Raw genomic sequence first — 21,696 nt, forward strand, 5'->3', positions numbered from 1 at the left:
GGGCCTGGCAAACGGAGTACGGTTTCGATTATCCTCCCTGCCATCCACGTTCATCCCAATGAAAGCCGATAGAGCGTTACCTGGCTCGTGCCGCCTGTACGATTGACGATCAGGCGAATGGTCCATACGGACGCCCCGGCGAATTCTGAGGCACTTACGGTTGCTAATGCAGCGTTGGTCACGCTCGATCGGCCTTGTGCGACCGGCTTCCAACTCGAGGGGGTCTCGCCTTGCCCGATCTCGACACGATAGATTTCCAGTCTGTCGGATGTCGCGGTACCAATGATCTCCGCAGCGGGGCCATCAGTACTCTGAACTACGTGCACACTTGATATCTCAGCGACAATGGAGGCATTGGGATCCGCGGCAAACGCGGCCCCAATGTCAAGCGCGCCATGGCCCGTGAACTGGTCAACGCCAGAAGCACCGATATCCTTTGCCGACTGGAGCAATGCCTGGCGCACCTGGTTTGCTGTTAGCGAGGGATTGCGCGACCACAGCAAGGAGGCCCCGCCTGTTACGAACGGCGCTGCAAAAGAGGTCCCGGTGGCGCGGTAATAGCGCTTGTCCGGGCCCACAATCGCAGAACCAGGCTTATAAGCATCCGTGATGTTCATGAGTGTGTCGGTCGCCCGCGCTCTCAACGACAGAATGTCTTCGCCTGGAGCCGCGATCGAAACTTGCGGGCCCCAATTAGAGTAAGTGGAGCGCTCGCCATTCCGACCAATGGCTGCCACCGTGATCACAGCTGGATGATTGACGAAAGCATAATCCGCCAGGTCCTGCCCTTCATTCCCGGCAGCCACCACAACGAGCACGTCGTTCTGTGCGGCATAATCTAGCGCTGCGGTCTCAAGCTCCAGTGCAGAGGGACCGCCCAAGCTGAGATTGATCACCCTCGCACCATTGTCGACCGCATATCTGATCGCGTCGGTGACATAGGCGGTTCGGGTTCGCCCGAAATTATTTACGGCTTTCAGCACCATGATCCGCGCATAGGGATTGAGCCCCGTCATCCCTATGCCATTGTTCACCTCAGCAGCGATGAGCCCGGAGGTGAATGTGCCATGGCCGTCATAATCCCATGGCTGGTTCGTGCCAGCCAGAAAGTCCCAGCCAATTCGGTCATCGACATAGCCATTGCCATCATCGTCGATGCCATTCCCGATGATCTCATTGTCATTGGTCCAGAGGCTGCCCCATGACAGGTCGAGATGGTTCCAGTCTATTCCTGTGTCGATTACAGCCACGATGACGGGCGACGGCGATTCCCCAAGGGCGTCCCAGACCACATACGGATCGCTCAGCCCAATGGCATCGAAAGCCCATTGGTCACGGAAATCCTGTCCCCATGCCCCGGAAGAATGGAAGTAAGGGTCACCGATCCGGGGCGAATCTTCCTGGCTTGCCGAACTGAGGCCGAAGCCACTCGCAAGCAGGAGGAATGCGAGGAAACGAAGCCTCATTGGGTCGCCTCCTTCTTCTCCAGACATGGCCCAAGCGCCTGCCAGTCCGCATCGTACTGCTCATAGGCCCCGCCGCCGTTCAGGCGGAAGCTCAGCTTCGGGGTGAGGCTGAGGGATGTGCCGAGTTGCCAATCCAGATCGCCTTGCCCATCCGAGCCGAGCCTGGTCTGCGGCGCGTCAGCTGCTGCGGCGTCCTGCATCATCAAGCCGAAAATGACGGGGGAAAGACCGAGGAACTCGGAGCCCTGCAACCAGCTCTCAAGCTGGGCTTCCCGCCATAGTTCAGCAAGGCGATTAACACCGCGCTGCCCGGCCACTTCACGCGCCTGGTTCAGCGCACTGATCCGATCAGGTTGGTTGGCCAGGTTCTGAAAGAAATCATCCCAGTGCCGGGCAGCCGCTTGTCCGGCTTCTGATCGAAAGGCCTGTCGTCCTCTCGCCCCGGCGCGCTCAAGCGCCCAATAGGCATCCATCGCCTCGTCGCCGCCTGCCCGGATCACATCGTCAGCAGCGCCAACGGTTCCGGAGAAGACATCATCGGAAAATTTATACCAGAGTTGCAGCCAATCCCGGCTTGCAGTTCCCAATCCTGTCGGCGCTTCGATTCCAGCAGCGGTTCGTGCGGCCTCAAAGGCCTGCCAGGCTTCATCCATACTCTGGGCGCCAAAGCGGTGACCATGCTCGGCGGCGGCCTGAGCCGTATTGTAGACGCCGGTTACAGCCTCGGATGACCCGCCCAATGCGGCCTCGCTGCCCTCTCGTATCGTGGCACTGGTGGCGGAGCTGGTCGCGGCGCCAGTGGTGCCGGCAGCGCTGCTGGTCGTGGCGCGTCCGGTTGCCTGTTTGGTCAGCTGAATGACCCCGGTATCGAGAGCAATCGCTGTCCGCTCTGCTGCCTGGGCGCCGAACACACGACTTGAGCCATTGATCACCAGTTTGCGGGCGCCGTTTATCAGCACGCCGCCGCTGACATATAGTCCGACATCGACTGCAAAACCGGCCTTGGTAATGTTCCCAAGCGAGTCGAGGTGCTGCTGCGCGGAATCGCGCTGGGCTTCGAACTGGCCTTTCTTGCGATTGAGCACGGTTTCCCTGAATGAACCGGGCTCGGCATCCTCCAGCAACCCATCAACGATGTTGAGCTTTTCCTCAGCCGAGATCAGCGAGAACTCGGACATGCGCACCAATCTGTCATTGTCATAAGACAAGCCACTGCCCACCGACACCCAGCGTGTGACCCAGGTGGTCCACTGCTTGGCGTCCTGGACACTCGTATCAAAGCCATAGCGCGACGCGATATTCTCCCAAGCGGCCTGATTGATTTCATTCGTAGTGGTCGAGAGTTCTTGCGCTTGCGCCTCCTGCTGCGGCCGGTCGAGATCATTTAGCTGTTCGGCGATTGGGGTGGTCTGCGCATGAATACCGGCTTGCAGGTCTGTGATTTCCTTCAGGAAGCCCCTGATCTGCTTTTCGCGTTTCTCGTCGCCCTTCTCGATAGCCGTCTCCAGTTGCTCCTCAAAGCCGGCGCGTGATGCATTCAGACGGTTCTGCCGCTCCACCAGCGCGTCATATTGAGACTGCAATAGCGCTTTGGTCTTGGCGGGGGCTGCGGTCGCGCTGACAGGGGCGTTTTGAGACCCGGCCGGCGTTCGCGGAACCACGGCTCCATCTTTCAACATGGGCACGTGGTCACCGAATTCGAGGGCCATCTGGTCCAGGAAATCTTCGACAACCAGCTCCTGATACAGATCGCCGCCTTCGAGCATGCTGTCGATCAAGTCGGAGAGATCCTGGTTGAGGTCATTGATCGCCTCGAGCGCTTGTTCCGGACCGCCCTGACCTAGATCGAAAATCGGACCTGTTCCCGGTCCGACGCCGCAAGCTGGCGGCAGCGCCCTATAGTCCTCCAGCAGAGTGAAATCCTGCCATACCGGACGCCAGGTCAGGTACGGATCAAATATCTCATCAATGATGGTCGATGTGATCGAGCCCTCAGGATCGCCGTGGGTGCCGGCATAATGATCCAGTGCCCAGCCGTAATAGAACAATTCAGACAGCGCGACCGCAGCTTCCAGGTCTGCGGAGTTTTGGCCAGGCAAGGCGGGCGGGATGGGTTGGACCTGAACGTCCGAGCCCGGGTTTCCTCCGATGGCAACTTCAATGGGCGCAGCTGGTGGTGCGGCCTGAGGATGCTCTTCCTCCAGACCACAAGGTTTGACGGTCAACTCGATGGAGCGGGCGGCCTTTTTCTTCTCATTTGTGGCCGTTTCAACCACGTCGAAGCGAATGGCGTATTTTCCAGGCTTGTCGGGCGCAAGTATGACGAGCGTGTAGGTGCTTGAACCCGGGTTGAAATTCATCTCTTCCGGCATGCCGCCCGGCAGGATGGTTGCGGTCACCTTTACCGTGTCATCTTCACGATCATGAATTTGCGCACCAACGGTAATCAGGCCGCGTGGACAGACTTCCTTCAGGATAACCATTTCTGTCCCGGTCATATAGCCAATAGCACCAACCGTGGGCGGATCATTGCCGATCTTGATCTCGGTCTCGAAACTGGTCCCATTGGGAGAGCTCCCGTTCGGTCCGGGGCCGTCCTCAGCGCGTGCCGTGATCTTGTGGGTCCCGCTGTCGCGCGTATGCGCAAATGTATCGGGATTGATGCGGAAGCTGAAGCCTTCGTCATCGCTGCTTGTTTTGCGAATGGATCCATTTGACAGGCGATAAACCCGTCCGCCAGCTGCGCGCGCATCAATCTCGATCTCTTCGATGTCGTCTGCACCATTGCCATCGCGGATCGTGCCGTCGAGCCCGACGGGAATACTGTCATTGGAGTGAAATGCGTCTCGCGGGGCGGGTCTCAGAAACGCTTCAGGCGCAACATTCTCGACCGTGATCTCGACGGGCTGGTCCGTCGTGAGCTGTGGTAGTCCGGTATCCATCACACGAATGACCGGCGAGAAAATGCCATGCGCGTGGGGGTCGTCGATCTTTCCCTCGCGCTTCACCTTGAAGACATATTCGCCCTTGCCGGGATCAAAGCTGGTCTGGGACTTGGATGACCAGCGATTGAAGGCGTTTCGAGGTGTTGTCTTCAGCGCATCGGGATGATCCGTCAGCCTGACACGATTTCGATCAATCTCATTGGGATTATTGGTGTCTGCATTGCGGTCGACTATCGTAATCTCACCATCAATCAAGACAGATTCCCCGGGTTCGACGCTGAAGATAAAGGCCGCACTGGTAATCTCAGGTGCAACATTCTTGACCTCAATCGTGGCATTCTGCCTTCCGGTCGTGAAGCCTGGCCCCGGAACGCCGACGGGGCGCCCCTCGACATCGACACGAATGTTATAGCTGCGGTCGGCTCGGATCTTTGCGACGGTAATCTGGATACTTGCGGCTGCGGTATTCAGGCCATTGATGGAGTAGGCCGGCCTGGCGCCGGGTTCGGCAATTGCGCCTGCGCCCGTGACCGTTACCTTCGTAATCGTGACAGCCTTCCCGCTGCGCGTCATGGCAGTGACGGGGATATTGATGTTCGCGCCTGGCTCGGCCGGCCCTGGCGGAGTGACCGTGACCGAGGCAATCGGATCCGCTGCCGGATCACAATCCCGGTCAGGCGGATCTGCGCGCCGTAAATCGGTTTCTAGGCTGCGTATGCCATCACGGGCTCCGTCCAGATTGCGTTCGACACGGGCCACTTCCTCAGGCGAAATGGTTGTCTCGCTGCGCGTGAGGTCGACCCCCGCTTCAAGGTTTCCCGTATCTTCGTCAGAGTCCAGAAAGCCGAACTTGATCCGACGGCCGATCTGTCCTTCGCCTGAGCGGCCATACTGCTCGTTCTTCGCCTTGATCGTGCGCAGCCGCATACGCAACCGAAGATGCCTTGTGGCAAAGTCTGAGAGCCTTGCTGCGTCCTGCTCCTTGTTCGGTGTCGCTGGGGGGCACTGATAGTTTGACTGTAGCGTAAACCCCGCTACGTCGCCCAACAGGGCACTCACATCATTGTCGAGCTCAGCAAAAAGCCCCTGCAGCTCCTTTGCTTCAGACTCCGCATGCGCAGTCCCCTGCAGGAAAAGGCATGCCGCAGCCAAACAAAGAATTCCGAGAACAAGTCTCATAGCAGGCGTCCCGTTCCCCAGCCGATTTCGGTCTGGTGAAGGAGGCGGCGCGGTCCCATCTGCGCCGCCTCAATCCCTGGCTCAGAAGCTCTTGACGATACCGATCCGAAAAGCGGTTTCATCAAAGTCGCCGTCATCAACCACCATCGCCGGACGGTTATCGACGAACAGGTCATCCCCGGAACTGGGGATGAAAACGCCCAGGCCGTCGCCGCGCGTGCGGTAGCCGGCATCGCCATAGAGCATCACATCAGGCGTGCTGCTGCCATTGGTATCGAACATGAAGGCCGCACCAACACCAATACCCGCATACCACGTGACCAGATCATCTTCTGAGTTCACGTCGAGCTGGAAGTCGGCGCCCGGACCGCAGGGTATGCAGATGAAATCCTGTTGGGCATTCAGCTCAAGATTTGCGTGCTGGGCACCAAATTCGACACGTGGCCACCATTTGAAATTTTCATTCAGATAGAATGGACGGAAGATATCTAGCCCGAGGTCGAGATAGTCCCCCTCGATTGAGATGCTCCGTGTATCAGAGATGTCACCCGAGAATGCTGGAGGTAACGATACGCCCCTGCTCGTTTGTTCAAGATGGGTGAACTCAAACTTTGGAGTCCATTTGATACCGCCAGCAAGATCCCATGTATCAAGCGGAAAGAATGTACCGCCTATGCGCCAATACTCGAGTTCATGCCGGACCTGAACATCGAGGCCCGATGCGCCATACAAAATTCCAGTTGTATCGTCATTGGGATTGAAGTCGAGATTGACGTTTCCGGTATCGTCAGTACCGGCGGCAACGCTTCCTGTGACCACGCTGTCGTCCTCACCATATTCATAGTTCAGTGAGAAACCGCCATAATTCGGATTGTTATAAAAGAACCCGCCATTGAGCGTTTCAAACTCCGTTTCCGGTTCCGTGACGACAACGAAGGACTCGAGTCCACCCCGTAGAACCAGGCCGAATCCAACTTCCGGCGTATCCATCTCACGTATGCCAGCGCCGAGATGGAGTCCCCAGCTCGGTTGTCCGATCAGGGGATAGTCATAGTCGGCGCCTGACGGCGTACCGGAAATGGTTGTCGCTCCAGTCGCAACATCAATGCTCAACGCCTCGCCATCGCGCAGGGCGGGTGTCCCGATCACATTGGCTTCGTCGCCGTCCCCAATCGTCAGCGTGCCCTCCATGGTGGCGTCGTCAGACATTGTGATCACAAGGAATACCCTGTCATCGTCCTCATCTTCAGTCTCGACAACTTCGATAGTCTCAACGGTTCCGGTCGCGGGCGCGAAACTTATCGTTTGCGTTGGTACCTCCTCTGCGCCTTCACCGGTCAGTGTAACGGTTTGGACATAGGCGGCCCAGGCGGACATTGACCAGAATGCCGCCAAGCCTAAAAGCATGAGCGCTCTTACAGGTACGAAAGCTGCCATTGTTCGGCTCATTTGGGTCCCCTCTGCTAGCTTGGTCTCAACCCGTCAGAGTAAGCGCCACAAGGATTCGCACATGACCCATATGGGCTAAGCCATTCAGGATTTACCTGAATTCAATGCAGTTTATGCCGCGCCGTTTTCACAATTTTGCTTTTGCTGTTATCATGTAGGAAACAAGGGTGAGCGAATTGCGCGAACGGCTTCTGGACGCGATCTATGATGCGCCTCTGGTCGACGGAGGGTGGCAGAAGGCGTTGCTACAAGTCGCTGATGCGTTCGGCGCAACGGATGCGGCCCTGTACGCCAGCGATGCGAAGGGACAGACTCTCACCAAGGCAGTTTCAGGCCGCCTCAGCCAGGATATCCACCAGCAATATTTCGACGATTTTGTCTCGCGCGACACACAGATCGTGAGACTGCTGCAGCTTGCGCAGGATCGGGATATCACCGGCCTCGATCTTATTGAAGACCAAGAGGACGCGCCATGTCCTGTCCATCACGAGTACCTCATCCCCAATGGTATATCCTCACAAATCGTTTGGTTACTGAACGGTCCGGACCGACGAAAATATACTTTCGCGCTGATGCGCGATGACAGATTTGGCCCCTTCGACATGACGGCGCGCCGACATTTCGGGTTGATCGCCAGACACGTCAAGCGCAGCCTTCATATTGATAGTGAGTTGCGAAAGGCGCGCGAAGAAGCCCTGCATGACGATGTGGTGCTCGCACAAAATGGAATTGGATTAATTACGGCGACGCTGAGCGGAGAACTGCGGGCGCAGAACAAATATGCAGAGCACCTTCTCAGGAACTCGCCAACTTTGCGGGATGCCGTTGCAGGATCACTCAAGACGGCAAGTCAGAAGTTCTGGCTGGAGAGCCGAACCCCGGTCTTCCAAAAGCAGGTATTTGATCCTCACAATCGTTGCGTGCTGGAGATCAGCATCCATCGACCTTCACATGCAAACCGGTCGCCATTCAGCGAAGCACGCCAAGGTCAGACCACCTGCATGGTCCGGCAAGTCCCGGCAAGCCGGGAACAGCGGCTCGCTGCTCTAAGAGAGCATTTTTCATTAACGGCCACAGAAAGCGAGCTGGCCAGTCATCTGCTTGATGGTGGCTCGGTGTCAGATTTTGCTGCTGAGCGAGGCAAAAGCATTCACACAGCAAGAAATCAGATGAAATCTTTGCTGGCAAAGACACAGACGCAACGCCAAGCTCAGCTTGTCGCCGCGTTGACAAGGCAGACTCTGCCATAATCTATTTGGCTGCAAGGTGCCCTTACGTCTGTGGTGTCAGACGAATTCGAACCAGTCTCCGCTTTTCCCGGACGAGCAGGTCCCAGACGACGAGAAGCTCGCGCCATTCGAGAAGTGCGGCGTCTCGTAACGATTTGAACCTAGCCCTGCGTTCGATATTCCTTCGATGATTGACGTGGTTGCACACAGGCGAATGGATTGAAGCGAACTTCTGAAGACTTCGCATTCGTTGGAAGCGAGACATCGCCCGCTCTCGTCGGCGGAAAGGAAGGTGAGTATTTTCGGCACGATTGTTCAAGTGGCGCCCGATTTCATCACGGTGCGCATTGCCGATCTCGTCCATAGCGGCCCCACACGAGCGAAGCTTGTCCGTGACCACGATTTTCGGATTTCCATACCGCTTCGTGGCTTTTCTCATGAATTCCAATGCTGAACCCTTGTCACGCGTCTTAGTCACAATGGACTCCAGGACTTTTCCTTCATGATCGATCGCGCGCCACAGATAGTGAGTCTGTCCACGGACCTTCACAAAGACCTCGTCAAGATGACACTGCCATTGCGGCGATTGCCTCATTCGTTCAGATCAACATTTCCGGATCTTGTGTGCGAAGCAGGAGCCGAAACGGTCTACCCAGTGGCTGACAGTTTCGTGACAGATATCGATACCACGCTCGTGAAGTAGGTCTTCCACATTGCAGAGCGAACGCGGAAAGCGGACATACATCATTACCGCGAGTTGGATGATCTCAGGGCACATATGGAAACAGCGAAATGGGTTCTGGATCATGCCAGAAGGTAAGCGCCAGAATTCCGCTTCTCAAGCCAAGTTACTCTGACAATTCCCTGCAGAGTTCCGAGAATGAAAATGAAAGCCGAACCGTATACATCGGCGCTAAACTTTCTTTCAGATGGGGCTGCCATCATCATCGAGCTCGTGTGCCATACAGGGGGACGAAGCATAAGGTCCAGGCATCCTCTCCATATCCCTGTCGAACTGCTGGAACAGGATATCATTCTCGATCCTGATATGCTCTTCGATATCGGCAAGAAATTCACCGATCCCGGTGTAAAGCCGCCGCCAGGTTCCGCATGCATGTTCCGGCAATGTTACGTCATTCGTTAGCGAACGGATTTTCCTGATCGTACCGAGATGATCATCATGATCGGCACGCATAGCGGCAATGGGATGCCCCATATGGGCCCCGTGGCCCTGACGGATGGCCGGAAAGAGTACCAGCTCTTCCTTCTTCATATGCACTTCCAGCTCGCCAATCATGTCTGCGAGCAGGTCCGCCAGACCAGCAGGCACATGCGGATTCTCGGCATGAACTGCCTCCACCTTCGTTGAAAGGCTTTTGAGTTCCGGCAATTGCTCCCGGTGGCGCGCATGAAAGCGGCCTTCGATATACGTGGTCAGCTCTGCGGCCGTTTCTGGCAAACCCATTCTCAATTGCTCCTTCTTGCCTGCTGCGGAATGCTTGCATGTGCATAGACCCCAAGATGAATTGACCGGGCGATGCGTTCGGCGCGCTCAATCACAAAATCAGCACCTGCCGGCGTACAGACCTGACGGGCCACCTTCCTGAACAGGGCCAGCCATTGTTCGAAGTGAGATTCGTCCACCGGAAGTCCGACGTGAACCTGCATGGGCGTTCCATGATAGCGCCCGGTCATCAGCGCGACCGACGACCAGAAATCCACCATCCGTTTGAGATGGGCTGGCCAGTTCTCTATGCGCGCTTCAAAAATGGGACCGAGCGCCGGGTCAGAACGGACATGATCGTAGAAGACTGTAACCAGCCGGGTGATAACCGTTTCGTCGAGCCCGGTTTGCTCGATACGCGCTGCCGTCTCCTGAGGGCGCACGGAATATCCGACAATCCGCGGTAGGACCTTTCCTGCCATGTGACACTCCCGAAGACATTCCATACAAATATGGCTATTCGGCTTAATTGGTATTGTAAATACCATTATCGTGTGACAAGGAGAGACAATGCGTCTCACCTCTTTCACAGACTACGGACTGCGCATGCTTATGCGTATGGCAGCAGCACCAGACTGCTCGCTTTCGACCGCACAATTGTCAGAAGAGTTTGGACTCTCCAGACACCATCTGGCCAAGATCATGCAACGACTGGTCGAGGCTGGTGTGGTCACCACCAGGCGAGGCTCAGGCGGAGGCGCCAGACTGGTCACAGCCCCGCAAAACCTGAAACTCGGCGATCTGGTCGAAATTCTCGAAGATGGCCAGGCGCTCGTGGAATGTTTCGCCCCCGGTGGAGGAAACTGTTCGATTGTCCGCCACTGCCGCCTCCGGAACCGCCTTCAGTCTGCCGGTAAAGCCTTCCTCGCCGACCTTAATCAAAGCACATTGGCGGACATCTCTCTGGCCACCCGACAGATTTAAAGGACCGCTTTTCGGTCCGGCTTGTCTCCTGCTCCATTCAAAGTCTGGCGACCTGTACGGGGTGGATGTCGTAAACACACGAATGGTTCTTTCTGTCCTTCGGATTTCTTTCGTTCACGTCTTCACGCGCTAAACATTGTCGGGTTGGCAACGTTCGAACCTGCCCAGATCCTCCGGCGTGTTGATATTCACGAACAAGTCCCGATCTTCCTCCGGCCATGCCACGTCGACAGCGCCGCAAGCCTCAAGAGCCCCAACCAGGCTACGTCGGCCCGCTTCGGCATAGGTTTCAACACGGCCAAGTGAATCTGCAGGCCAGACCGCGCACACCGGATGCCGACGCCCATTAGAAACAGCAACGGCAGGCCGCTCTCTGGCTTCTGAAACTTCGCTGAGCTTTTCAAGCACGTCAGCGGGCAGGAAGGGTGTATCGCACGGCAGGGTAAGAAATCGGTCCAGCCTTTCACCATGCGCCCATTCGAACGCAGCAAGCAATCCGGCCAGAGGGCCATCAATGCCAGGGCGATCAAATATCCACCCGCACGTCTCCTGCGTCACCTGCGCCAGCTCTCGCACGCACATCACGGCAGGCACACGCCAGGCGCCCACATGATCAATCACCGGATCAATGAGCCTGCGCCCCCGGAACATTCGCTCCGGCTTGCCACCGCCCATACGGGTTCCAAGCCCCCCGGCGAGGACCACCACCCCAACCTTATCCATTGGGAAACCATGCTCTCGAAGAAAGGCGGTCGACATCCCTTGGGCGCTCGACCGTCAGGTCCAGGTCGCGCAGAAGACCGTCCCGGATTGAATAGATCCAGCCATGTATCGTGAGCTTCTGGTTGCGCCGCCAGGCGTCCGTCACGAATGGATTATGGCCGAGATATTCGACCTGGGCCCGGACATTGTGCTCACACGCAACATTTACGCGAGTATCGAAATCGGCGATCTCTTGCAGATGGTCTTCATGTCTATGCGCGAGGTCGGCGACAGGCTGCAGCCAGTGATCAATCAGCCCACGTCTTTGTGAGTCAAGCGCAGCACGTACACCGCCGCAACCATAATGCCCGCAAACAATGACATGACGTACTTTCAGCACTTCGATCGAAAATTGCAGCACCGCCAGAAAATTCATGTCACGCGGGGGTGCAAGGTTGGCGATGTTACGGTGCACGAACAATTCACCTGGATCGAGACCGACAATCTCATTGGCTGGCACGCGGCTATCACTACATCCGATCCAGAGATATTCCGGCGCCTGCTGGGCTGACAGCCGGCGGAAGAAATCGGGCTCGGCGCGCACACGCGCGCTTGCCCAGTGCATATTGTTTTCCAGGAGTGTCCGGATCATGGGGCGTCCTTGAACGGGTCACCAAGCCCGCGGCGTGCCGCGAGCCGCTGCCCGAGGCTGATCAGGTCCAATTCATTCAGGCGATGCCTTGCGATAGGAAGGACCACCGCATTTTCCATGGCGATATGACGCTTCTGCTGCTGGCAGAAAGGCTCGATAGTTGAACGGGCCTCCGCGAAGGACGCAAGCCCGCTCTGTTCTGCAAGCGCTCTCGCCACGAGAGCCTTGACCGCCGTCGCATCCATCATGTCATTGGCATGTTCGGCTGAAAGCATTCCAAGCACTTTCTCGATCTGGTCGTCGGGCTCACAGCGCCGGCGGAGCAATGGAAAGAGGTCATCCTCTTCGTCGATCACGTGCAATGGCAGGTCCCGGTCCAGGAAAACGTAAACGTCACGAAGGGCCACGTCATCGAAGACGATTGATCGCGACAGGTCGCTGAGCCGCGCACAAACGTCACGATGACGATAATGCTCAGCGAAAAACCATATCAGCGGTTCCCGGAGCAGGTCGTGCGGGATTGGCTCGATCGGATTGAACTCCCCGGCATTGTCCATGGCCTGTTCCTTTCCCTAGGGGGTCGTTCGCGGCCCGTGTCGTGTTGTGATCAGCGTGTGTGTCTTGTGCAGAGGTGGAAGCTGGTGGTTTACAATCAGTTCAAGGCAATCCGTAAGCGGAATGTCGCTGTCGCGCAAACGCGAGATCAGCTGTGTCCAGGTTTCATCATCGGCTTTGGCCAGAAACGTGCGGATCATCCGGGAGAGTAGCGCCGTTGCAGGCTCCCCATCGCTGGAAGCAGCATGATCGAGCCTCTCCCGGACAGCCGAGCCGAGCGCCTCATATGCGCGTCCGACATCCTTGAGGGCTTGCCCCAACAGTCCGTCAGCCTTCTCGATATTCCCGGTTCCATCAGAAAGCTCTCCTGTTTCCGTCAGGCAAAGGCCCGGGTGTTCAGAAGAGTCCGCGAGCTGGCGATCGACATATACAGCAGCCGCTCTTGTCCAGGCCCGGGCTTCCAGCTGCATCGCAATATGCGGCCGGACATAATCAAACGGCAGGCGTTCGCCATCAGACCGGTGATCGAGCCGCAAGATGTGCCAGCCATGTTCGCTGAGCACAGGTTCGGGGTAAATCGTGCCCGCATCCATGTCTTGGAGCACAGACCAGATGGCGGGCAGCACATCTCCCGGGCGAAGCTGGCCAAGACTGCCGCCTTCCGCGGCTGACGGACATGCCGACTTGCTCGCCGCCAGTCTCGCAAATCCCGGTGGGTCTGCCTGAAGGTCCGAAATCAGCTTCCGTGCCTCTTGCTGCGCGGTTTGCACGGCCGCAGGACTGGCCTCTGCGGGCGCGATCAGGATATGAGATGCCTCAAGGAGCGGCGGCGAGCGAAATCCGTCGGGATTTCCCTCGTACACCGCGCGAATGGCTTCGTCGGTGGCTGGCGCAGCATCGACTTCCTCACTGAGGACGGTCCGTATCAATGCCTCATCGCGCGTTTCTTCCTGCCCATCGGAATTTTTTTCCGGTGCGGCGTCAAGACCAAGCGCCCGGCCTCTCGCAAGCAGCACAGCCTTGGCGGCAAGCGCCCGCCCCGCCAGAGCCCTTGCCTCGGCCAGAGTTGGCGCCTGGTGATTCTGAAGCTCGGACGCCAGAAGGCTTTCAGGGACTTCCACACCGTGAAAAACCGCTACAGCCATACTCATGGCACCCTCCGCGCCGCAATTTCTGCCGCCCGGGCCTTGTCCGCCTTGATATCGCGGCGTGTACGAACCAATTGCCATCCGCGCCGTCCCAGGTACCAGACCGGGGCAGAAAGCATGTGAACCAGACGCGTGAACGGGAACACCAAAAAGATGGTCAGACCAATAATCAAATGCGCTTTGAAGACCCAATGTACATCCGAGATATAGTCGGCTGAACCTGGCTGGAAAGTGAATATACCTTGCGCCCAGCTCATGAACTTGACCATTTCCGAGCCATCGAGATGCTGCGCCGAGAGCGGGATCGTGGACAGGCCGAGCGCGAGCTGCACAGTCAGGAGCGCAAGGATCGCCGTGTCGCCAAAACTGGATGTTGCGCGGATGCGCGGGTCGAAAAGACGCCGGTGCAGAAGGATCAGCGCACCAATAATAGCACAGCCTCCGGCAGCTCCACCCGCGACCATTGCAAGAACCTGCTTGGCGCCGTGACTGATACCGAGTGCATCGAACACCGCGATCGGCGTCAGGAGACCGACAAAGTGTCCCCCGAATATCACCAGCACACCGACATGGAAGAGTACGGAACCGGTCACCAGCTGCCTGCGGCGCAGAAGCTGCGACGATCCCGAGCGCCATGTGTAAGGCTCACGGTCAAAGCGGAGCACTGACCCGATCGCCAGGACAGCAAGTGCGATATAGGGGTAATAGCCAAACATGGCCTGGTCGAACCAGCTGGCGCTGGCAATTGTACTCACATGTTCCTGAGCCATGACTGGCCTCCTTTACAAGGGGTGGCTAGAAGCGCGTTTCCAATGCCACCCAGAATTTTGTCCTGTCCGCAGGCCCATTGTCTGAGCCACTGAAAACAGCTCCTTTGGCTTCAAAAGTGAGCCAGCCATTGATCGGCACACGAAAGACCGCATCAAATTCTGATCCATAGGACAGATCGCCATTGTCGCTGTCGAAATCATGGTAAAAGACCGCCCAGCTCGCTGGCTTGGCCCCATCGATCAATCCGACCCCAGCGCCCTTCAGTCCCAGGCTGGAATCGCGAACGCCTGCGGCGGGCGTGTTGAGGAATACATCCGCCCACCCCTGAAAGGCATGCAAGGTAGCCAGCGGGGTTGCAAATCCACGTCCACCGGCGCCTTCGAGGATTTCAACACCGCCAATGAGTGTGAGATCATTTCTTGCGAAACTCGCGCCATAGGATTGATAGCCGAGGTCTTGCGCTGGACCTCTTCCGTGATATTCGCTCTGCTGCCCAAACCGGGCATTCAGACCGAACCTGCCTGCCTCCAGTTTCCAGGAGTCGGACCAACCAAGCACCAGCGTCTGTCCGGAGGCAGCGGCCGATTCATCGAAATCGAGAAACAATCCGGTCGCCACGAAGTCGCCAAGCGCCGTCGTAACGCCAGCACGTACCAGATGGGAATCGCTTTCGAACTCCCCGACAGGACTCTCGTCGCCAAAAATGCGATGCACCTTGTCGATATACACATAGTCCAGACTGACATTCTGGAAGCCTGCAAAGCCAAACCGGACAGCATCGAAAGTCTGCTCATTCTGACGGAACCCCACATTGCCGACAAAACGGGCATCATCGAAAATGATCCTCTGGCGGCCCAGTGTGGCGTTCCCCGCTTCGCCTTTCCAGCTGACCTGCAGGCGGTTCAGTTCGAATGCTTCAGGATCCGCGATCACCGCCTTTCCAGGTATTGTATCCACCGTATCGGAAAAGTCGTTGGTAATGTGCCCGACGGCTTCGCCTTCGACCAGCGCGCTCCATCCGTTGCCGAAATTCGCGTCAAGCCCGAACCGGCCCGCAAGAGTCAGGGCCAGCGTGCTGTCGAGACCGTCCTGATCGACCTGCTCCGCGCGAAGCCGGAGATCCAGAATCGGTTTGACAATTTGCCCGGTCTCCTGCGCCTGTGCCGGGGCAACCAGCGCCATGACAGCCAGCGCAGGGAGACAGGCTGAAAGACCGCGTATCATTGCCTCGTTCCCTGCATCGTGTTGAGCATGGCCTGCGCCTTTGGACAGCCATCCTTTTCCGGTCCGGGACCGAAGGTCACAGCTTCCTCCTCCCAGGCCTTGTCCAATGCCTCCAAATCACTGGGGTCATCGTCCTTGATCGCAAGCAGGCTCTCCACAGCAGCCTGATCAGCGGGGCGGTCTGATACTGCCAGCAAGGCCCCGAATACGGCCCGGTAGGGACTGCGCCGCTTTTTGAGACGTTCGGCGATCGCTTCGAGAACATGTGCAGCTTCACCGATAAGCGAGGCAGCATCTGGTTCGGGCAGGATCGAGAGAAATTCGAGGAACACCGGAAGATAGTCCGGCAGGTCGCTGACCTCCATTTCCAGGCCATGAGTCCGGTACAGCTCGACCAGTCCGACCATGGCAGGCCCGCGCTCCCGGCTTTCGCCGTGAACGTGCTCATACAGATGTAGCGATACGCTCCGTGTTCTGTCGAACAAATCCACATAGGCTGCCTGGACGGCATACAGATCGTGGCTAGCGATATGGTCAGCCAGCTTGCCGAGTGAATTTACGATACGTTCCGGCACGAGACCTTCCTGCCGAACCACATCTACGCACAATCTTGATTCTGCCTGGAGCTGTGCCTCGGGATATGACAGGAGGCGGGAGAGCGCTCGGTAAGTCTTTGCCATTGGTCAGATCTCCATGGGTGTCTTGGTTTTTGCACGCGGACGCTTGTCCTTGCCGAACAAGCCCAGTTCCGTCCGCCCGCCTGAACAATCATTCCCGAAGGTGAAACCGCATCCCCCCCGGAGTCCGTATGCGTCCTCGCTGGTTTCACGGTGGGTGGTCGGGATAACGAACCGGTCCTCATAATTGGCGATCGCCATATAACGGTACATTTCGTCGACCTGGGCGGCACTCAGCCCGACGCGCTCTGCCGTCGGATGGTCGATGACGCCCTCGACCGACTTGGCGCGCATGTATTTGCGCATCGCCATCATCCGTTCGAGCGCAGCGACGATGGGCTCTTCCTTGCCTGCCGTCAGGAGGTTCGCAAGGTAGCGAACCGGGATCCGCATCGATGAGACCTCCGGCATGTCCGCGTCGCTTTCCAGCGCCCCGGCGGCAAGCGCCGACTGAATCGGCGACAGTGGCGGGACATACCAGACCATCGGCAATGTCCGATATTCAGGATGGAGTGGAAAGGCGACCTTCCACTCCATCGCCATCTTGTACACCGGGCTTTGCTGTGCTGCCCTGAGCCAGGCGTCCGGGACGCCGTCAGCACGGGCCTGCTCGATGACTTCGGGATCATTGGGATCCAGGAAGACATCGAGTTGAGCCTGGTACAGGTCCTGCTCATCCGGCGTACTGGCCGCCGCCTCGATCCTGTCCGCATCATAGAGCAGCACGCCCAGATAGCGGATGCGCCCGACACACGTTTCCGAACACACGGTTGGCTGGCCAACTTCCATGCGCGGGTAGCAGAATGTGCATTTCTCCGACTTTCCGCTCTCCCAATTGTAATAGACCTTTTTGTAGGGACAGGCCGACACACACATCCGCCAGCCGCGGCACTTGTCCTGGTCGATGAGGACGATGCCGTCTTCCTCGCGCTTGTAGATTGCTCCGGAAGGGCAAGCCGCCACGCAGGTCGGATTGAGGCAATGCTCGCACAGGCGTGGCAAGTACATCATGAAGGTTTCTTCAAAAGCGCCGTAGATCGCCTTTTCTACCCCTTCGAAATTGTAGTCCTGGCTTCGCTTTTCGAACTCGCCTCCAAGAATTTCCTCCCAGTTCGGTCCCCATTTGATCTTCTCCATGCGTTCGCCGGAAATTTTCGAATGCGGCCGCGCGGTTGGAAAGGCCTTCATTTCCGGTGCGGTCTGGAGATGGGCATAGTCGAAGTCGAACGGTTCGTAATAATCGTCAATCTCCGGCAGGTCCGGATTGGCGAAGATCTTGGCAAGGATCCGCCACTTTGCGCCCATCCTGGGTTCGATCCGGCCATTCTTCTTGCGCCGCCACCCCCCGTTCCACCGCTTCTGGTTCTCCCAGTCTTTGGGAAAGCCGATGCCGGGCTTGGTCTCGACATTGTTGAACCAGGCATATTCAACGCCTTCCCGGCTGGTCCAGACATTCTTGCAGGTCACCGAGCAGGTGTGACACCCGATGCATTTGTCCAGATTGAGGACCATACCTATCTGTGCACGGATTTTCATTTTGAGCCCTCCAGTTGAGCAGCCGGAGTATCCAGCCAATCGACATTGTTCATCTTCCGGAGAATGATGAATTCGTCGCGATTGGACCCGACCGTGCCATAATAATTGAAGCCGTACGAAAGCTGGGCATATCCGCCGATCATATGTGTGGGCTTGAGGATCGCGCGGGTGACGGAGTTGTGGATGCCACCCCGCTTGCCAGTGATTTCGGATCCCGGCGTGTTCACGATTTTCTCCTGCGCGTGATACATGAAGATGGTACCTTCACGGATCCGCTGGGAAACGACCGCCCGAGCCGTCAATGCCCCGTTGGCGTTGAAGACCTCGACCCAGTCATTGTCGACGATCCCCGCCCGCTGCGCATCTACTTCCGACACCCACACGACCGGACCGCCGCGATTGAGCGTCAGCATCAGGAGGTTGTCGGTATAGGTCGAATGAATGCCCCATTTCTGGTGCGGAGTAATGAAATTGAGCGTGATTTCGGGATTGCCATTTGGCTTGGCTCCCTTGACATGCAATGTCTTCAGGTCAACCGGCGGTTTGTACACGACCAATGACTCGCCGAACGCCCGCATCCAGTCGTGATCCTGATACAGCTGCTGGCGGCCCGTTAGCGTACGCCACGGAATCAGTTCGTGGACGTTGGTGTATCCCGCATTATAGCTGACATGCTCGCTCTCGATGCCGGACCAGATCGGCGAAGTGATGATCTTGCGCGGTTGCGCGACGATATCACGGAAGCGGATTTTTTCGTCTTCCTTTGGACGGGCAAGATGGGTGTGTTCACGCCCGGTTTGATGTTCCAGCGCCTCCCAGGCCTTGACGGCGACCTCCCCATTGGTCTCCGGCGCCAGCATGAGGATCGTTTCACACGCATCTATATCGGTTTCGATTTTCGGGCGGCCTTTCGCCGCTGTCTCATCGAGCACTTTCCCATTCAGCGAAGCGAGCTTCTCTACCTCGTGCCCGGTCTTCCATCCCAGCCCTTTGCCGCCATTACCGAGCGTATCCATGAGCGGACCGAGCGAGGTGAATTTCGCATAAACCTGGGAATAATCGCGCGTGACCGGTACAACGGTCGGCATGGTCTTGCCGGGCACCGGGTCACACTCGTCCTTGTACCAGTCCTTCACGCCATGCGTCTGTGCCATTTCTCCAGCGCTGTCATGCTGGATGGGGCTGAGAACGACATCCGTTTCCACACCCAGCACTTCAGGGGCGACTTCAGAGAATGTTTTCGCAATGCCTTTGAAAATGTCCCAATCCGTGCGGCTCTCCCAGGCCGGATCCACCGCAGCCCCCAATGGATGGATAAAGGGGTGCATATCGGACGTGTTGAGATCATTCTTCTCGTACCAGGTCGCGGTCGGCAACACGATATCGGAGTAAACAGCCGTCGTGGACATGCGGAAATCAATGCAGACGAGCAGGTCAAGCTTTCCCCTTGGCGCTTCGTCACGCCAGGTCACATCCCGCGGCTTGTCCTGGCCCATTTCACCGAGGTCCTTGCCTTGGACGCCATGGTCCGTTCCCAACAGGTGTTTCAGGAAGTATTCGTGCCCTTTGCCGGAAGACCCGAGCAGGTTGGAGCGCCAGACAAACATGTTGCGAGGCCAGTTGTGGGGATCGTCCGGGTCCATGCAGGACATTTCCAGCTCACCCGATTTCAGCGCCTGAGCGACATAATCCTTGGCGTCCAGGCCTGCAGCATCAGCCTGTTTCGCAACGTTTAGCGGATTTGTCTTCAGTGCAGGGGCCGAAGGAAGCCACCCCATGCGCTCAGCCTTCGCGTTATAGTCGATGAAACTTCCGGCCCAGTCTCCTGCTTCGGCAGTTGGCGACAGAATTTCACCGACAGGGACAGTTTCGTAACGCCACTGATCGGTATGAGCATAGAAGAACGACGTCGAATTCTGCTGTCGCGGCGGCCGGACCCAGTCTGTTGCAAATGCCAGAGGCGCCCATCCGGTCTGGGGGCGAAGCTTTTCCTGCCCGACATAATGTGACCAACCGCCACCGGATTGCCCGATACAGCCGCAAAGGATGAGCATGTTCATCACGGCGCGGTAGTTCATGTCCATATGATACCAGTGGTTCATACCGGCACCGATGATCACCATGGACTTGCCATTCGTCTTCTCGGCATTGGTAGCAAACCCCCGTGCCGTTGCGATGATATCGTCACGGGGAACCGAGGTGATGGCTTCCGCCCAGGCCGGCGTGTACGGCGTCATGTCATCATAGGAACCGGCAAGGTGTTCTCCGCCATACCCCTGATCGACGCCATAGTTTGCCATGAGCAGGTCATAGACACAGGCAACCAGCGTTTCAGTCCCGTCCGCCAGTTTCATTTTCCTGACCGGGACATTCCGGATGAGCACATCCGGATGATCGGTGGACGCAAATCCGTTGGAGGCCGTATTGGCAAAATAAGGGAAGCGGACCCTTGCCACCTCGTCTTCGGCGCCTTTCAGGCCAAGACGGAGTTTCGTGTCGGCACCGCCGCTCTCCTTCTCCTCCAGGTTCCACTTGCCCTTGTCACCCCACCGGAAGCCAATGGAGCCATTCGGCACCACGACCTTGCCGGTCGTCTCGTCGATCCCGACGGTCTTCCAGTCGGGATTGGCATCTTCGCCGAGGGATCTGTCAAAGTCGGAGGCACGCAGCAGGCGTTCCGGCACGTATCCGTCTTCCTGCGGCACCAAACGGACCAGCAGTGGAAGATCTGTGTACTGGCGCACATAGTCGCGGAAATACGGCACTTCCCTGTCGCGGTGATACTCGGTCAGAATGACATGGCCAAAGGCCATGCCGAGGGCAGCGTCGGTGCCCTGCTTGGCGGCCAGCCAGAGGTCGGAGAATTTCGAGGCTTCCGAATAATCCGGGCAGATCACGACAGACTTGACGCCCTTGTAGCGCGCCTCGGTATAGAAGTGTGCATCCGGTGTGCGAGTCTGGGGAACGTTGGACCCCCAGAGGATCAGGAAGTTGGAATTGTACCAGTCGGCACTCTCTGCAACGTCAGTTTGCTCTCCCCATGTCTGCGGGCTGGCGGGTGGCAGGTCGCAATACCAGTCATAGAAAGAGCCCGTCACGCCACCGATGAGCTGCAGGTAACGCGCACCGGCGGCGTAGGACACCATCGACATGGCAGGGATCGGCGAGAACCCGAACACGCGGTCCGGCCCCCATTGTTTGACCGTGTGCGCGTTGGCTGCAGCGATGATCTCATTGACTTCTTCCCATTTCGCCCGGACGAAGCCACCCATGCCGCGTTTGGATGTATAATCATCCCGTTTGACGGGATCATCCTGAATGGATTTCCACGCGGCGACAGGCGTCAGGGTCTTGCGGGCCCTACGCCAGGCTTTCAACAGGCGCGCCCGGATCAACGGATATTTCACGCGGTTGGCCGAATAGAGATACCAGCTATAGCTCGCCCCCCGCGCGCATCCACGCGGTTCGTGGTTGGGAAGATCGTCGCGGGTTCTCGGATAGTCTGTCTGCTGTGTTTCCCAGGTGACAATCCCGCCTTTAACGTAGATTTTCCAGGAGCACGAGCCTGTGCAGTTCACACCATGGGTTGAGCGCACGATCTTGTCGTGCCGCCACCGGTTCCTGTACGCCTCCTCCCAGGTCCGGTCCTCATCATTGAGCACCCCATGCTTGTCGGAGAACGTCTCTGTTTGACGCCGGAAGAAGGTCAATCTGTCGAGTGTATGGCTCATGGGA

At 57.6% G+C, this 21,696-nt stretch carries 16 protein-coding genes and 1 pseudogene; 2 read left to right on the forward strand and 15 right to left on the reverse strand.

The features are described 5' to 3' along the window. Window positions 1-50 precede the first annotated feature (50 nt). The 3 genes from HY17_RS19555 to HY17_RS13665 all read right to left on the reverse strand — a co-directional run bounded on the left by HY17_RS19555 (window position 51) and on the right by HY17_RS13665 (window position 7,027). Window positions 51-1,466 carry a S8 family peptidase gene (locus HY17_RS19555; RefSeq protein WP_051600105.1) on the reverse strand — a complete coding sequence of 472 codons (1,416 nt, stop codon included), beginning with the start codon at window positions 1,464-1,466 and terminating at the stop codon, window positions 51-53. Continuing rightward, on the reverse strand, window positions 1,463-5,344 hold the full coding sequence (locus HY17_RS13660; protein ID WP_197020286.1) for a hypothetical protein: 3,882 nt from the start codon (window positions 5,342-5,344) through the stop codon (window positions 1,463-1,465). The genes HY17_RS19555 and HY17_RS13660 overlap by 4 nt, the downstream gene beginning before the upstream one ends. 327 nt (window positions 5,345-5,671) lie before the next feature. After that, window positions 5,672-7,027, reverse strand: a complete 1,356-nt coding sequence (locus tag HY17_RS13665) for a hypothetical protein (protein ID WP_139068888.1) — start codon at window positions 7,025-7,027, stop codon at window positions 5,672-5,674. A 179-nt stretch (window positions 7,028-7,206) separates the two neighbouring features. Between HY17_RS13665 and HY17_RS19560 the strand changes: the two genes are divergently transcribed. Then, window positions 7,207-8,289 carry a helix-turn-helix transcriptional regulator gene (locus tag HY17_RS19560; RefSeq protein ID WP_051600106.1) on the forward strand — a complete coding sequence of 361 codons (1,083 nt, stop codon included), beginning with the start codon at window positions 7,207-7,209 and terminating at the stop codon, window positions 8,287-8,289. Window positions 8,290-8,383: 94 nt separating this feature from the next. On the opposite strand, the pseudogene HY17_RS13675 reads toward HY17_RS19560, so the two are convergent. From HY17_RS13675 to HY17_RS13685, 3 genes and pseudogenes are all read right to left on the reverse strand, one after another. Then, window positions 8,384-9,076: pseudogene (locus HY17_RS13675) on the reverse strand (IS6 family transposase); the annotation flags it as partial. A 117-nt stretch (window positions 9,077-9,193) separates the two neighbouring features. Next, window positions 9,194-9,733 carry a hemerythrin domain-containing protein gene (locus tag HY17_RS13680; RefSeq protein WP_065383089.1) on the reverse strand — a complete coding sequence of 180 codons (540 nt, stop codon included), beginning with the start codon at window positions 9,731-9,733 and terminating at the stop codon, window positions 9,194-9,196. A 2-nt stretch (window positions 9,734-9,735) separates the two neighbouring features. After that, window positions 9,736-10,194, reverse strand: a complete 459-nt coding sequence (locus HY17_RS13685) for a group III truncated hemoglobin (RefSeq protein ID WP_051600107.1) — start codon at window positions 10,192-10,194, stop codon at window positions 9,736-9,738. A gap of 88 nt (window positions 10,195-10,282) precedes the next feature. Here HY17_RS13685 and HY17_RS20020 point away from each other — a divergent pair, with 88 nt between their 5' ends. Beyond that, entirely contained in the window at window positions 10,283-10,696 is a 414-nt protein-coding gene (locus HY17_RS20020) for an Rrf2 family transcriptional regulator (protein ID WP_065383088.1), read from the forward strand. A gap of 129 nt (window positions 10,697-10,825) precedes the next feature. On the opposite strand, the gene HY17_RS13695 is transcribed toward HY17_RS20020, so the two are convergent. From HY17_RS13695 to HY17_RS13735, 9 genes are read right to left on the reverse strand one after another with little or no spacing between them, the layout of a single operon-like run. Continuing rightward, window positions 10,826-11,419, reverse strand: coding sequence for a molybdenum cofactor guanylyltransferase (locus HY17_RS13695; RefSeq protein WP_175354478.1), 594 nt, complete (start codon window positions 11,417-11,419; stop codon window positions 10,826-10,828). Next, window positions 11,412-12,050, reverse strand: a complete 639-nt coding sequence (locus tag HY17_RS13700; protein WP_034767421.1) for a carbonic anhydrase — start codon at window positions 12,048-12,050, stop codon at window positions 11,412-11,414. The genes HY17_RS13695 and HY17_RS13700 overlap by 8 nt, the downstream gene beginning before the upstream one ends. Next, window positions 12,047-12,607, reverse strand: coding sequence for a hemerythrin domain-containing protein (locus HY17_RS13705; protein WP_034767423.1), 561 nt, complete (start codon window positions 12,605-12,607; stop codon window positions 12,047-12,049). The genes HY17_RS13700 and HY17_RS13705 overlap by 4 nt, the downstream gene beginning before the upstream one ends. Before the next feature lie 15 nt (window positions 12,608-12,622). Then, window positions 12,623-13,756, reverse strand: coding sequence for a peptidylprolyl isomerase (locus HY17_RS13710; RefSeq protein ID WP_175354477.1), 1,134 nt, complete (start codon window positions 13,754-13,756; stop codon window positions 12,623-12,625). Beyond that, window positions 13,753-14,523, reverse strand: a complete 771-nt coding sequence (narI, locus tag HY17_RS13715; protein WP_051600109.1) for a respiratory nitrate reductase subunit gamma — start codon at window positions 14,521-14,523, stop codon at window positions 13,753-13,755. Before narI ends, HY17_RS13710 begins: the two co-directional genes overlap by 4 nt. A gap of 25 nt (window positions 14,524-14,548) precedes the next feature. Beyond that, entirely contained in the window at window positions 14,549-15,748 is a 1,200-nt protein-coding gene (locus tag HY17_RS13720) for a hypothetical protein (RefSeq protein WP_034767428.1), read from the reverse strand. Further along, window positions 15,745-16,428: a nitrate reductase molybdenum cofactor assembly chaperone gene (narJ, locus tag HY17_RS13725; RefSeq protein ID WP_034767432.1), complete on the reverse strand. Its 684-nt coding sequence runs from the start codon at window positions 16,426-16,428 to the stop codon at window positions 15,745-15,747. The genes HY17_RS13720 and narJ overlap by 4 nt, the downstream gene beginning before the upstream one ends. 3 nt (window positions 16,429-16,431) lie before the next feature. After that, entirely contained in the window at window positions 16,432-17,961 is a 1,530-nt protein-coding gene (gene narH, locus HY17_RS13730; RefSeq protein ID WP_034767434.1) for a nitrate reductase subunit beta, read from the reverse strand. Continuing rightward, entirely contained in the window at window positions 17,958-21,692 is a 3,735-nt protein-coding gene (locus HY17_RS13735; RefSeq protein WP_034767436.1) for a nitrate reductase subunit alpha, read from the reverse strand. Before HY17_RS13735 ends, narH begins: the two co-directional genes overlap by 4 nt. Window positions 21,693-21,696: the final 4 nt, after the last annotated feature.

It is taken from the genome of Hyphomonas sp. CY54-11-8, from assembly GCF_000682735.1.
Lineage (GTDB): Bacteria > Pseudomonadota > Alphaproteobacteria > Caulobacterales > Hyphomonadaceae > Hyphomonas.

Excerpts from the sequence above, each read along its gene's own strand:
- narJ (WP_034767432.1), bottom strand. The coding sequence starts at position 16,428 with ATGGCAAAGACTTACCGAGCGCTCTCCCGCCTCCTGTCATATCCCGAG.
- HY17_RS13665 (WP_139068888.1), bottom strand. The coding sequence starts at position 7,027 with ATGGCAGCTTTCGTACCTGTAAGAGCGCTCATGCTTTTAGGCTTGGCG.
- HY17_RS13700 (WP_034767421.1), bottom strand. The coding sequence starts at position 12,050 with ATGATCCGGACACTCCTGGAAAACAATATGCACTGGGCAAGCGCGCGT.
- narI (WP_051600109.1), bottom strand. The coding sequence starts at position 14,523 with ATGGCTCAGGAACATGTGAGTACAATTGCCAGCGCCAGCTGGTTCGAC.
- HY17_RS13680 (WP_065383089.1), bottom strand. The coding sequence starts at position 9,733 with ATGGGTTTGCCAGAAACGGCCGCAGAGCTGACCACGTATATCGAAGGC.
- HY17_RS13710 (WP_175354477.1), bottom strand. The coding sequence starts at position 13,756 with ATGAGTATGGCTGTAGCGGTTTTTCACGGTGTGGAAGTCCCTGAAAGC.
- HY17_RS20020 (WP_065383088.1), top strand. The coding sequence starts at position 10,283 with ATGCGTCTCACCTCTTTCACAGACTACGGACTGCGCATGCTTATGCGT.
- HY17_RS19555 (WP_051600105.1), bottom strand. The coding sequence starts at position 1,466 with ATGAGGCTTCGTTTCCTCGCATTCCTCCTGCTTGCGAGTGGCTTCGGC.
- narH (WP_034767434.1), bottom strand. The coding sequence starts at position 17,961 with ATGAAAATCCGTGCACAGATAGGTATGGTCCTCAATCTGGACAAATGC.
- HY17_RS13685 (WP_051600107.1), bottom strand. The coding sequence starts at position 10,194 with ATGGCAGGAAAGGTCCTACCGCGGATTGTCGGATATTCCGTGCGCCCT.
- HY17_RS13720 (WP_034767428.1), bottom strand. The coding sequence starts at position 15,748 with ATGATACGCGGTCTTTCAGCCTGTCTCCCTGCGCTGGCTGTCATGGCG.
- HY17_RS13735 (WP_034767436.1), bottom strand. The coding sequence starts at position 21,692 with ATGAGCCATACACTCGACAGATTGACCTTCTTCCGGCGTCAAACAGAG.
- HY17_RS13695 (WP_175354478.1), bottom strand. The coding sequence starts at position 11,419 with ATGGATAAGGTTGGGGTGGTGGTCCTCGCCGGGGGGCTTGGAACCCGT.
- HY17_RS13705 (WP_034767423.1), bottom strand. The coding sequence starts at position 12,607 with ATGGACAATGCCGGGGAGTTCAATCCGATCGAGCCAATCCCGCACGAC.